Raw genomic sequence first — 12464 nt, 5'->3', positions numbered from 1 at the left:
TCTCAAGCGCCCCGGCGGGCCGGGTCTTTCGGCACGATCGGCCCAGCCCCGGACTTCTGGACGAAATGGCCGCCGTCGAGATGCGCGAAGGCACGCAGGAGTTTGATGGCGCTCTGGACCGGCATGTCGCTCGGGTCGAGCTTCGGGGTCGCGCCGTAATCCATGTAGATCGCGTCGAGGGCGTCGGAATGGCCGGCGAAGCCCACCATCCAACCCTCGAAGTCGCGCTGCTCGATGGGACGGCTCGACATGAGCACCATGCCGCTGTGGCGGTTGTCTGCGGCGAGCTTCCAAAGCTGTTCCGAGATCGCCGCCCTCTCCCCCTCCATCGCCTGAAGGAAGAAGTGATCGTTGAAGACCAGGGCCCCGGTCAGCCCGGACACGCGATCGTAGCGGTTGCAGGCGGTCAGGATGTCCTTGACCATCTCGCGCATGGAGCCACCGGCCAGCCTGATCTGATTTCGACTGAAGAACACGATTTGCGAAAGCGGCATTCGACGGGTCCGTCGTTTCCGCGCAAAGCTTATCCCGCGCGACGCGCCGGAATTAAAAACCTTCAATCCTCACCAAACCGTCACGACGAACTTCGCCCGCTGGTTGTTTTTCGCGGGCGTGCCCGAGCCGACCCGCGGGTGCCGTCTCAAGGCACGACCAGGGTGGAGGGCGCCTGCCCCGTCAGGATCGCGGTGATCGAGGACGGCGGGTGCACCGAGCCGACGACGATCGACAGCCGGCTCTCGCGGGCGAGGGCGAAGGCCGCCGTATCCATGATCTTGAGGTCACGACTGATCGCCTCGTCGTGGGTGATGCGGTCGTAGCGGGTCGCGTCGGGGTGGGTCTTGGGGTCGGCCGAGTAGACGCCGTCCACCTGCGTCGCCTTCAGAACCGCGTCGCAGCGCAGTTCCGCGGCACGGAGCACGGCGGCCGTATCGGTGGTGAAGAACGGGTTGCCGGTGCCGCCGGCGAGCACCACCACCTGGCCCTTGTCGAGGTGGTGCAAAGCCGGCTGGCGCGCGTAGGTCTCGCAGATCGTCGGCATCGACACCGCCGACATCGTGCGGGCGGGCACGCCGGCCGCGTTCAGCGCGGTCTCAAGCGCCAGCGAGTTCATCACCGTCGCCATCATGCCGAGCGAATCGCCGGTGGCTCGATCGATGAAGCCGGCCTGGGAGATCCGCGCGCCGCGGATCATGTTTCCGCCGCCCACCACCAGCGCGACCTCGATCCCGGCCTCGATGGCGCGGGCGATGTCCTCGGCCAGGCCCGCCAGCGTCGGCGGATGGAGCCAGTACCCGTCCGGGGCGGCCAGCGCCTCGCCGGAGAGTTTGACCAGCACGCGGCGAAACGGCGTCGTCTCCGGCATCGTCCACCTCATAGGGTCCGGCGACACGGCCGCACCTGATCCAGAACCGAGGGGCTTCTACGTCACCCCGCCCCGGACCGTCGAGGGCTCGGAGACCCGGTCAGCGAGCCGCTTCCGAAAAATCGGCGGCCGACCACGAGGATTAACTTGCCAGAAGTACGGAAATTCCGTACTCATCATCGGATGGACGAGCCGTTCGATCCGGCAAGGACGCGATCAACCGCGAGCGGCACGGCCTTTCGCTCGCATTCGGCGACAGGATCATGCCGGACGAAGCCCACCTGATCATTCCCTCTGTCCGCCCGCAGGACGGGGGGAACGCTTCAAGGCTGTGGGGTCGGTCGAGGGCAAACTACATACGGCCGTGTTCACGTGGCGGAACGGGCGACCGCAGTTCATCTCGGTCAGAAGGAGCAACGCCGGTGAAGGACGAGCCTACCATTCTGGCCTCTGAGACCAGCGACCCGGAAGATTTCGACGTCTCGGCCACGGCTTTGGATCGGGCGCAGAAGGCTCGGCTGATCCGTATGGCGCGCACGAGCCTCGGATTGTCGCAAGGCGAGTTCGCTCTGCGCTTTCGGGTGTCGCTCGGAACCTTGCGCGATTGGGAGCAGGCGCGGACCACGGCACCCGATTTCGCGGTCGCCTACGTCCGCGTCATCGCCCGGCATCCGGACATGGTCGCCGCCGCCATCGCCTGAGGCGAACGCCGGCAGCCACGCCGTTCGACGGTACGACGCAAAAAGCCCCGGCCTTGCGGCCGGGGCTTCCCGAAACGATCGTGCTGCGGCTCAGCGCGACATGGCGGCGACTTCGCTGGCGAAGTCGGGGCCCTCTTCCTTCTCGATGCCGTCGCCGAGCGCGTAGCGCACGAAGCCGGTGAGCGCGACCGGGGCGCCGGCCTTGCCGGCGGCCTCCTTGATCACCTGGCTGATCGTCTTCGAGCCGTCGTGCACGAAGGGCTGCTCCAGGAGGGTGACCTCCTTGTAGTAGCTCTTGAGGCCGCTCTCGACGATCTTGGCCATCACGTGGTCGGGCTTGCCGGCGTTCTTCTCGCGCAGGATGTTCGACTCGCGCTCCAGCGTGGCGGCGTCGACGCCGGAGGCGTCGAGCGCAACCGGGTTGGTGGCGGCGACGTGCATGGCGATCTGGCGGCCCAGCGTCGAGAGGTACTCGACGTCACCCTCTGACTCGAGCGCGACCAGCACGCCGATCTTGCCGAGGCCCTCGGAGATCTGGCCGTGGACGTAGCTCGCGATCACGCCCTTGCTCACGTCGAGCTTGGCGACGCGGCGCAGGTTCATGTTCTCGCCGATGGTGGCGATGAGGTTCTGCAGCTTCTCCGAGACGGTCTCGCTGCCGCCGGGGAAGTGGGCGGCCTGCAAGCTGTCGAGGGTGCCGTCGGAGTCGAGCGCCATCTTGGCGGCCTCGCGGGCGAAGGCCTGGAAGGCGTCGTTGCGGGCGACGAAGTCGGTCTCGGAGTTGACCTCGACGATCGCGGCGTGGCGGCCGGCGGACTCGACGGCGACGAGACCTTCCGCGGCGACGCGGCCGGCCTTCTTGGCGGCCTTGGCGAGACCCTTGGTGCGCAGCCAATCGACGGCGGCCTCGAGGTCGCCCTGCGTCTCGTTGAGCGCGCCCTTGCAGTCCATCATGCCCGCGCCGGTCTTCTCGCGGAGTTCCTTCACCATCGCGGCGGTGATGTTGGCCATGGCCGGTCCTTTCGTATCGTTCAGATGAGAGGAGCCCGACGTTCAGGGGTGAACGCCGGGCCCGAATGTGATGGTGCGGATCACGGCGCCCCGGACGGGGCCGCCGCGATCCAGCGGGCGATCAGGCGGCGGCCTGGGCCTCGACGAAGCCGCGAGCCTGGGCGACCCAGCCGTCACGGCTGAAGCGGTCGTTGAGCTTCAGGTCGGCGTCGACCTTGGCGACGTCCTCGGGGCTCATCGCCGCGATCTGCCAGTAATGGTAGATGCCGCCTTCGTTGAGCTTCTGCACGATCTGCGGGCCGGCGCCGTGGAGCTTGGACAGGTCGTCCGGCGCGCCGCGAGGGGCGGCGAGCAGCTCGAAGTGCTCGGTGGTCTCGGCGAGCATCGCCACGTCGGCCGGGTCGAGGGCGCCCGACTCCACCGAGACGGCGGCAGCCTCCTCGCCGGGAAGCTCCTCGGCCATCGGCTCCTCGGAGGCGCCGAGGTCGACGCCCGACGTGCCCTGGCCGCGGGAGATGCCGTCGATGGCGGCGCGGGCGATCAGGTCGCAGTAGAGCGCGATGGCGCGGCCGGCGTCGTCGTTGGCCGGGACCACGTAGGTGATGCCGTCCGGGTTGCAGTTGGTGTCGACGATGGCGGCGACCGGGATCCCGAGGCGCTGGGCCTCCTTGATCGCGAGCTGCTCCTTGTTGGTGTCGATCACGAACAGCAGGTCGGGCACGCCGCCCATGTCCTTGATGCCGCCGAGCGCCTTCTCGAGCTTGTCCTTCTCACGGGACAGCATCAGGCGCTCCTTCTTGGTGAGGCCCGGGCCGCCGGTGTCCAGGGTCTCGTCGACCTTGCGCAGGCGCGAGATCGAACCGGAGATGGTCTTCCAGTTGGTCAGCATGCCGCCGAGCCAGCGGGAGTTGACGTAATACTGGGCCGAGCGCTTGGCGGCCTCGGCGATCGTGTCGGCCGCCTGGCGCTTCGTGCCAACGAACAGCACGCGGCCGCCCTTGGCGACCGTGTCGCTCACCGCCTGCAGCGCGGTGTGCAGGGCCGGCACCGTCTGGGCGAGGTCGATGATGTGGATGTTGTTGCGGGTACCGAAGATGTAGGGCTGCATCTTCGGGTTCCAGCGGTGCGACTGGTGCCCGAAGTGGGCGCCGGCCTCGAGGAGCTGGCGCATGGTGAAATCGACGGCCATGAGTCTTTCGCTTTCTTTCCGGTTTATGCCGCCGCGGAGGTAGCGACCGGCTGAAGCTTCAGCCGATCACCGGAAACGCCCCATTCAGGCATGGGGCCGGCTCCGCGTGTGGAATGGGCGGGGCCTTAGCAGAGGATCGCCGCCGGGGCAACGGTGTCGCCGGGCTCCGACCGGTGCGAGGGAGGACCGTCCTGCTCCGCCGCCACGGGGACGGGGCCGGGAAGCGCGCGGTTGCGGCCGGACCGCTTCGCGGCATAGAGCGCGGTGTCCGCGGCGGCGACGAGGTCGCTCAGCGCGATGCCCGGCACGAGGCCGCCGGCCACGCCCAGGCTGGCGGTGACCACGCGGCCGGTCCCGAGTGCCGGGTGCGGGATCGCGGTCGCCTCGATGGCCGCCCTCACCGCCTCCGCCAGCCGCATGCCGTCGGCCAGCTCCATGCCCTGCACCAGGATCAGGATCTCCTCGCCGCCGAATCGGAAGGTCACCCCGCCGCGCCGGGCGGCGACTGCGGCGACGCCGGCGCTCACCCGGCGCAGGCAGTCGTCGCCCTCGATATGACCGCGGCTGTCGTTGAAGGCCTTGAAGTGGTCGATGTCGAGCAGGATCGCCAGGACGGTGCGTGCCGGCGGCGATGGGGCCAGGGCGTCGAAGTATTCGGCCAGGTACCGCCGGTTGAAGAGGCCGGTCAGCGCGTCCGTCCGCGCAGCGCGCGTGATCTGCTCGCGAAGCAGGGTGGCATGGAGCCCGAAGAGGAAACTCCTGCGCTCGTGGTATTCGATGATGTAGGCCGCGATCGAGAGGTGGATCAAGCACGTCGAGTAGAACATGACGATCGCCATGGAGTTGGCGACGTCGAACATCCTCCACCAAAATATCACACTGAAATGGATGGTGATACTCGATACGAGCGCGATGAGCGCGTATCGAAAGCGGTTCTGCTGGACAAACGCTACGAACATCATGATGAGAACGTTCGTGTACTGATAATTGAGCTTGAAGACGCTGTCGCTCTGCGCCATGACAAGTGTCGGCAACAGCAGGGAGAGCAGGCCGCAGACCACCGAGGCGCCTTCCATCCGAAACCGGGTCGGGTGCCGGCGTGCGATCCACAGCATTCCGAGCGCGAACGGCGTGAAGATCCCGATCCGGGCGACGACCATCATCGCGAAGACGTCGGGCAGGAGGATCTGGTCCAGCACGAGGAACAGGTCGTAGACCAGCACCCCGACGAGGGTCGTGATCGTCATGACGCGGGCGCGAGCCTCTCGGCCGTTCCGCTCGAACAACGTCTCGATCGGCCGCGCGAAGGCGAGCCGGCGGCTTCCCGCCGCGATTTCACGCTCGACGATGTCCGGCTGCAAGCCCTCGCCGATATCGTAGGATTGCATCGACGCGTACCTCGGCCTCTCGGCGACCACCTTAGGTCTAGATACCTTTCGAAGCGTTTTCATCGTCGATCGACGCCGTCGCATCGTCGGCGCCTGCGACAAGATGGACCACGCATCCGCAGGCGGGCGCGGGGGACCGACCGCCGGGCTTACTCCGCCGCCGCGAAGACCGCTGCGATCGCGAGCGAATCCATCACCCGATACGCCCCCGCCGGCAGGTCGGCCGGCAGGTCGAGCCCGCCGACGCGGTCGCGGTGGAGGGCCGTGACGTGGTTGCCCATCGCCGCGAACATGCGGCGGACCTGATGGTAGCGGCCCTCGTGCAGGGTCACGGTGGCGTGGGTCGCGTCGTCGGCGGAGAATCCCACGGGGAGGAGCGGCTTGTCGTCGTCCTCCAGCGTCAGGGTGCCGGCGGCGAGGATCGCGCCTTCGTCGCCCCGGAGCGGGCGATCCAGCGTGACGCGGTAGCGCTTGGCGACGTTCGCCTTCGGCGCGATGATCCGGTGCAGCAGCGCGCCGTCGTCGGTCAGGAGCAGCAGGCCGGAGGTTTCCTTGTCGAGGCGGCCGACGGTGGAGAGCGCCGGGTCGCGGCGGCGCCAGCGCTCGGGCAGCAGCCCGTAGACCAGCGGGCCGGCCTCCTTGTGCGAACAGGTCACGCCCAGCGGCTTGTGCAGCATCAGCGCGAGGCCGGGCGGCGGGTCGATGCCTTCGCCGTCGACGGTCAGGCGTGCGGGCAGGTCCGGGGTCACGGCGATGCGGGCGCCCGCGTCGTCGAGGGAAGCGCCGTCGAGGACGACGCGGCCGGCCCGCGCCAGGCCCGCGATCTCGCGGCGCGAGCCGTAGCCGAGGTTGGCCAGCAGCTTGTCGAGCCGGGCGGTCGGGACCTTGCTCATCGGCGACCCCAACTCGGACGAATCCGACTCACTTGCGCGCCTCGAACACCTTGTAGCCGTGGGCCGACGCCTTCACCGTCACCGCCTTGAAGGCCTCGGCGAGCACGCGCTCGTAGGGCAGGTGCGCGTTGGCCGTCAGCCACAGGCTGCCGCCGGGGCGAAGCGCCTCCGCGGCGCGGCGGATGAAGACCTGACCGAGCTTCTGGTCCTCCGCGCCGCCATCGTGGAAGGGCGGGTTCGTCACCACGAAGTCGAGGCGCGTCAGGCCCAGGTCGGCGGCGCGGATGTCGGCCCAGCGGATACTGCTACGCGGGTCGCCGACGTTGCGGCGTGCCATCTCGACGGCGCGGCGGTCGACGTCGACCAACGTCAGCGCGGTGACGGCGGGTGAGGCCAGCACCGCGCGCGCCAGGATGCCGAGGCCGCAGCCGAGGTCGGCGCCGGTCCCCTTCAGCGCGGGCAGCGTCGCGAGCAGCAGTGCGCTGCCGGGATCGAGCCGGTCCCACGAGAAGATGCCGGGCTGCGTGCACAGCGCGAGGTTGTCGATGTGGCGCGGCGCGCCCTCGGAAAGCGCCGCGTCCAGCGGCAACGCGCCCTCGGGCCGGACGACGAGGCAGATCCGGTGGTGGCGCCTGGCCTCCTCGGCGCTGCCGCAACCGAGGTCGGAAAGTTCACGCGCGAGCCGCGCCCCGCCGCGATCCTTCGGCGCCAGCGCCAGGAGGTCGCCGCCGGGCCGGAGCGCGCGAAGCGCCTGCGCCAGGACGAAGCGGCGCTCCACGGTCCCGGGCGGCGCGAGCATCCAGACCCGCGCGAGGCTCAGGTCGGCGCAATCCTCCAGGCGGGCCGACCCGGGAACGAGGGGCGAGACCTGGACGGCGCCGGGCGGAACGTCGGCGAGCTCCGCGGGCGGCAGGCCGTAGACGGCATCGGATAGGGACGTGTCGGACATGGGTATCGTGGATTTCGGTGTCGATCGACGGAAGAGGCCATGGAGGATGCCGGCGACGCCGCGATGCCGCCGCTCCGCGCGGGAACGGCTCGGGATACGCGGTCGGGTCGTCGTCGCGGAATCCGCTCACCGCCGGGTCGGCACGGAGAGCCCGACGCATCAACACGCCGTTTCGCGCGATTCGAAAAGGCGCGCGCAGAAAAGAATCAGCCGCGCGGGAATTCCAGGCCCATCTCGCGGTAGCGGGCCGGGTCGTCGGCCCAGTTCTCGCGCACCTTCACATGCAGAAACAGATGCACCGTGGTTTCGGCCACCTCGGCGATCTCGCGGCGGGCCGCCGTGCCGATCGCCTTGATGGTCTGGCCGTCCTTGCCGAGCACGATCGAGCGCTGGCTCTCGCGCTCGACGAAGATGGTCTGCTCGATGCGAACCGAGCCGTCCTTGCGCACCTGCCACTGATCGGTCTCGACGGTGGAGCGGTAGGGCAGCTCCTCGTGCAACCGGTCGTAGAGCTTTTCGCGGGTGATTTCCGAAGCGAGCATGCGGATCGGCGCGTCCGAGACCTGATCCTCCGGGTAGAGCCAGGGGCCGGCCGGCATCAGCTTGGCCAGAGCCTGCTTCAGCGTGGCGATGCCGTCGCCGTTCAGCGCCGAGATCATGAAGGTGTCGGCGAAGGGGATGCGCTTGTTCAGCTCCTCGGCCAGCGCGAGCAGCTTCTCGCGCAGGATGAGGTCGATCTTGTTGAGGATCAGGATCTTGTGCCGGCGCACGTCCGGCAGGCGCGCCAGGATCGTCTCCAGCTCCTCGTCGATCCCCTTGCGGGCGTCGACCAGCAGGCAGACCGCGTCGGCGTCGGCCGCCCCGCTCCAGGCGGAGTGGACCATCGCCCGGTCGAGCCTGCGCTTCGGCTGGAAGATGCCGGGCGTGTCGACGAGCACCACCTGGGCCGAGCCCTCGATCAGGATGCCGCGCACCAGCGCCCGCGTGGTCTGGACCTTGCGCGAGACGATCGAGACCTTGGTGCCGACGAGGCTGTTCAGGAGCGTCGACTTGCCGGCGTTGGGCACGCCGATCAGGGCGACGAAGCCGGCCTTGGCATCGGTGGGCGTGCCCGGCAGCAGGCTCGGGGGCGCCCGCTCCGGCGCCGCCTCGAACGCGTCCTCGGAATCGTCCTGCGGGTCGTCCTGGGGCTCTTCTTGGGCCATCGCGCTCATGTTCGGTCCTCGCTCGGCCGCTCGCCGACCCCGTGCCCTGCTTCGTGTCCGCCTGGGCCGCCACCCTCGACGATGCCCTCGCGGCCCAGCACGGCGCGGGCGGCGTCCTGCTCGGCGAGGCGCTTCGAAGGCCCCTCCCCGATCCCCGCCTCCAGCCCGGCGACGCGGGCGGCGATGCGGAAATGCGGGGCGTGGTCGGGGCCGGAGCGCTCGACGACCTCGTAGACCGGGATCGCGAGGCCGCGGCCCATCGCCCATTCCTGCAGCGCCGACTTCGCATCGCGACCGCGGGGCGCGCCGGTCGGCTCGGCCGGGCGGAAGGCGGATTCGATAAGCGCCCGGGCGGCCTCGTAGCCGGCATCCATGTAGACCGCGCCGAGGATGGATTCGCACACGTCGGCCAGGATCGTCTGGTTGCGGCGCCCGCCGCCCAGAACCTCGCCCTGCCCGAGGACGAGGTGGGGGCCGACGTCCCAGGCGGTGGCGACGGCGGCGCAGGTCTCGCGCCGAACCAGGCCCGCGAGGCGCCGCGAAAGGTCGCCCTCGTCGGCCTCCGGGAAGGCGGCGTAGAGCCTATCGGCGATGGCGAGGCCGAGGACGCGGTCGCCGAGGAACTCGAGGCGCTGGTAGCTGCCAACGCGGCCGGCCGCCTTGCTGACATGCGTCACCGCGCGGGCGAGCAGCGACGGGTCGGCGAAGCTGTGCCCGATCCGCGCCTCCAGCGCCGACAGGTCGGGCCTGGGCCGCGCCTTGCGCCGGGCGCGGGCGGAGGGGCGCGCCTCGTCGGCCAAGGCGGAGGTCAGTGGATCGTCGAGAACAGGCGGCCCCAGCGCACGTGGGCCGGCCAGTTCCAGATCTGCCAGGCGGGCGTACCCTCGTCGATCGAGAAGAAGATCATCTCGGCGCGGCCGACGAAGTTCTCGAACGGCACGTAGCCGACGTTGGCGAGGTCGCGCGAATCGGTCGAGTTGTCGCGGTTGTCGCCCATCATGAAGAAGTGGCCCGGCGGCACGGTGTAGAGTTCGGTCTTGTCCCAGAACCCGTTGTCGCCGTCGCGCTCGATTGTGTGGTGCACGACGCCGTTCGGCAGCGTCTCGTTGTACTGCGGCACCTTCGTCGCCTGGCCGTAGGGGTCGATGGTCTCGTAGTCGGCGATGCGCTCGCGCTTGACCGGCTTGCCGTTGATGTTGAGCACGCCGTCGATCATCTGGATCTTGTCGCCGGGCAGGCCGATCACCCGCTTGATGTAGTCGGTGGCGTTGTCCTTGGGCAGCTTGAACACCGCGATGTCGCCGCGCTTGGGCTCGGCCGCCCAGACGCGCCCTTCCGACTTGATTGGGAGGTACTCGCTCAACGGCAGGGAGTACTTCGAGTAGCCGTAGGAGTACTTCGACACGAATAGGTAGTCGCCGATCAGCAGCGTCGGGATCAGGGAGCCGGAGGGGATGTTGAACGGCTGGAACAGGAGCGTGCGCACCACGAGCGCGATCAGCAGCGCCTGGATCCCGACCTTCAGCGTCTCGCGGATGCTGGCCCAGGTGCCCGGCTGCGTGCGGACTTCGTGCTTTCCGTCCCGATCCAAGCGCGCGCGTTCCATCTGTCGATCCGTCTGGCGATCCGTCCGGGACGGGGCCGACGGCCCGCGCGGGCGCCGCCCGCGGCGCCCCACCCGTGTCCGTTGCGTCGCGGGGGTCTAGACCAACCCGGGTTCCCCCGCAACGCGCCGGGATCGCGCGTCAATCCCGTCCGGTGCCCTCCGGCACGGCCTCGATGATCACGAAAGCTTGTGCCATCGGCGGATCGTCGGTGAGCGTGACGTGGACCTTGGCCCCGTGGCCGGCCGGAAGCATCGCGGCGAGCCGCTCCTGGGCACCCCCGGTGAGGCGGAGGGTCGGCTGCCCGCTGGGGAGATTCACCACCTCCATGTCGCGCCAGAACACGCCGTTGGCGAGGCCGGTGCCGAGCGCCTTGGCGCAGGCCTCCTTGGCGGCGAAGCGCCGGGCGTAAGAGGGCGCGCGAGCGGCCTTGCGGTCGCACCGGGCGCGCTCGCCGTCGGTGAACACCCGGTGGGTGAAGCGCTCGCCGAAGCGCTCCAGCGAGCGCTCGATCCGGCGGATGTCGCAGAGGTCGGAACCGATCCCGAGGATCATTGGCCCCGGCCTCCGGCGCGGGCCTCATCCATCGCGGTGCGCATGTCGCGGATCGCCTGGGGCAGCCCGACGAAGATCGCGTCGGCGATGAGGGCGTGGCCGATGTTGAGCTCGCGGATCTCCGGGATCCGCGCGATCGGCCCGACGCTGCCGGTGGTGAGCCCGTGTCCGGCATGGATCTCGAGACCGAGACCCTGCCCGTGCGCGGCCGCGCGGACGATCCGGTCGCGCTCGTGCGCCGTGGCCGCCGCGTCTCCCGCGATCGCGGCCTCGCAGTAGCTGCCGGTGTGGAGTTCCACCACTGGCGCGCCCAGCGCGTGGGCCGCTTCCATCACGGCGGGGTCGGGCTCGACGAACAGCGAGACGCGGATGCCGGCCTCGGCCAGCGCCCGGATGCGGGGCGCCAGGTGCGCGCGCCCGCCGACGATGTCGAGGCCGCCCTCGGTGGTGCGCTCCTCGCGCTTCTCCGGGACGAGGCAGGCGGCGTGCGGCTTCAGCTTGAGCGCCAGCGCCACCATCTCGTCGGTGGCGGCCATCTCGAAGTTGAGCGGCACCGTGAGCGTGCGGGCGAGCGCCTCCAGGTCGGCGTCGCGGATGTGCCGCCGGTCCTCGCGCAGATGCGCGGTGATCCCGTCGGCGCCGGCTTCCACCGCCAGATGCGCGGCCTTCACCGGATCGGGATAGGCCCCGCCGCGGGCGTTGCGGACGGTGGCGACGTGGTCGATGTTCACGCCGAGGCGGAGAGGCTGTGCCGACATGCGCCGACCTTTATCAGAGGGCTTCGGGTTGGACGCGTCGTCCATAGCCCAGATCGCGCCGCCGTGGCGCCTCGCCGGAGCGGAAAATCCGCCGCAACGCCGGGGCTTCGAAGGCGGATGCGCCCGCCGGCGGATCGTCGCGCCCTCCCTCGAAGGCGCCCTCGAACGCGAAAAGGCCGGGCGCGATACGCCCGGCCTTTCCGAAGATGCCGAAGACTTGGCGGTTTTCAGGACTTAGCGAACCGGGTTGGCGCCGGCGTTGCCCGGAACTGTGCGGGTGCCGTCCTCGCGGGCGGCCGGCATCGTGGTGGCGGCGCCCGGAGCGGTGCCGGTGGTGGCCGGCATGTCGCCGCGCACGGTGCCGCCCTTCTCCATCGCCTTCTCGGAGTTGCTCTTCACGCTGCCGGGGTTGTTCATGTTGCCGGTGGCGGACTGCGCGAACGCTGCGCCCGACAGCGCGAGCACGAGCGCCGTGGCGGAGATGAGGGTCTTACGCATCAGATGTATCCTTTATTTGATCGATGTGGATCAGGAACGTTGCGCGACACCGATAGTTCGGAAGAATTTTTTCGTGGCGATGCCCGGCCACAGGGAACCGGGCCTAACGGTCTGTCACCATTTCGATTTTTGCGACTGATAAATCACTGTCGCCGTGCCGAAGCGCTTCGCGCGGCGCGATCGCTACCGGGCAGGCATCCGTGCGACCCGGCGGGTGCGCCTTCTCGATCCGGCCTTGCGGGCGGGCCTTGCGATTTTCGGCGAAACCGACTATCGGCCCCCTTCGCGTTCGCTCCGGCTGGGGGCTGAACGGACGGTGCCGTTCGCGGCACAGGCTTTCTTCGCGTCGC

14 protein-coding genes are annotated in these 12464 nt (G+C 69.5%); 1 reads left to right on the top strand and 13 read right to left on the bottom strand.

The window, feature by feature from the left end:
* Window positions 1-2: 2 nt before the first annotated feature.
* Together FV229_RS02915 and pyrH are read right to left on the bottom strand one after the other, a co-directional pair.
* Entirely contained in the window at window positions 3-494 is a 492-nt protein-coding gene (locus FV229_RS02915) for a BLUF domain-containing protein (RefSeq protein WP_210246579.1), read from the bottom strand.
* Between the two features lie 146 nt (window positions 495-640).
* Window positions 641-1363, bottom strand: a complete 723-nt coding sequence (pyrH, locus tag FV229_RS02910) for a UMP kinase (RefSeq protein ID WP_147750500.1) — start codon at window positions 1361-1363, stop codon at window positions 641-643.
* A 422-nt stretch (window positions 1364-1785) separates the two neighbouring features.
* On the opposite strand from pyrH, the gene FV229_RS27895 reads away from it, so the two are divergent.
* Window positions 1786-2064 (top strand): helix-turn-helix domain-containing protein, encoded by a 279-nt coding sequence (locus tag FV229_RS27895; protein WP_147750499.1) that lies wholly within the window; start codon window positions 1786-1788, stop codon window positions 2062-2064.
* A gap of 90 nt (window positions 2065-2154) precedes the next feature.
* Here FV229_RS27895 and tsf read toward each other — a convergent pair whose 3' ends face one another.
* The 11 genes from tsf to FV229_RS02845 form a co-directional block, all read right to left on the bottom strand.
* Complete coding sequence (gene tsf, locus FV229_RS02895; RefSeq protein WP_147750498.1) at window positions 2155-3075, bottom strand: translation elongation factor Ts; 921 nt, start codon at window positions 3073-3075, stop codon at window positions 2155-2157.
* A 121-nt stretch (window positions 3076-3196) separates the two neighbouring features.
* A complete protein-coding gene (locus FV229_RS02890) occupies window positions 3197-4264 on the bottom strand; it encodes a 30S ribosomal protein S2 (RefSeq protein WP_147750497.1) in 1068 nt (355 codons plus the stop codon).
* A 125-nt stretch (window positions 4265-4389) separates the two neighbouring features.
* Entirely contained in the window at window positions 4390-5652 is a 1263-nt protein-coding gene (locus FV229_RS02885; protein WP_187275044.1) for a diguanylate cyclase, read from the bottom strand.
* 149 nt (window positions 5653-5801) lie between these two features.
* A complete protein-coding gene (locus FV229_RS02880; protein ID WP_147750495.1) occupies window positions 5802-6545 on the bottom strand; it encodes a pseudouridine synthase in 744 nt (247 codons plus the stop codon).
* A 28-nt stretch (window positions 6546-6573) separates the two neighbouring features.
* Window positions 6574-7494: a methyltransferase gene (locus FV229_RS02875; protein WP_187275043.1), complete on the bottom strand. Its 921-nt coding sequence runs from the start codon at window positions 7492-7494 to the stop codon at window positions 6574-6576.
* Window positions 7495-7700: 206 nt separating this feature from the next.
* Window positions 7701-8699 (bottom strand): GTPase Era, encoded by a 999-nt coding sequence (gene era / locus FV229_RS02870; protein ID WP_147750522.1) that lies wholly within the window; start codon window positions 8697-8699, stop codon window positions 7701-7703.
* A gap of 5 nt (window positions 8700-8704) precedes the next feature.
* A complete protein-coding gene (gene rnc, locus FV229_RS02865) occupies window positions 8705-9499 on the bottom strand; it encodes a ribonuclease III (protein ID WP_147750493.1) in 795 nt (264 codons plus the stop codon).
* Between the two features lie 8 nt (window positions 9500-9507).
* Entirely contained in the window at window positions 9508-10305 is a 798-nt protein-coding gene (lepB, locus tag FV229_RS02860; RefSeq protein WP_147750492.1) for a signal peptidase I, read from the bottom strand.
* A 139-nt stretch (window positions 10306-10444) separates the two neighbouring features.
* The gene (acpS, locus tag FV229_RS02855) at window positions 10445-10858 is read right to left on the bottom strand and encodes a holo-ACP synthase (RefSeq protein WP_147750491.1); all 414 of its coding nucleotides are present in this window, start codon (window positions 10856-10858) and stop codon (window positions 10445-10447) included.
* On the bottom strand, window positions 10855-11616 hold the full coding sequence (locus FV229_RS02850) for a pyridoxine 5'-phosphate synthase (RefSeq protein ID WP_147750490.1): 762 nt from the start codon (window positions 11614-11616) through the stop codon (window positions 10855-10857). Before FV229_RS02850 ends, acpS begins: the two co-directional genes overlap by 4 nt.
* Before the next feature lie 234 nt (window positions 11617-11850).
* Window positions 11851-12117, bottom strand: a complete 267-nt coding sequence (locus FV229_RS02845; RefSeq protein WP_147750489.1) for a hypothetical protein — start codon at window positions 12115-12117, stop codon at window positions 11851-11853.
* Window positions 12118-12464 lie beyond the last annotated feature (347 nt).

The organism is Methylobacterium sp. WL120 (genome assembly GCF_008039465.1).
GTDB lineage: Bacteria > Pseudomonadota > Alphaproteobacteria > Rhizobiales > Beijerinckiaceae > Methylobacterium > Methylobacterium cerastii.
Note: the sequence above shows the minus strand (reverse complement) of the source record. Positions and strands in the feature narration are given on the sequence as shown.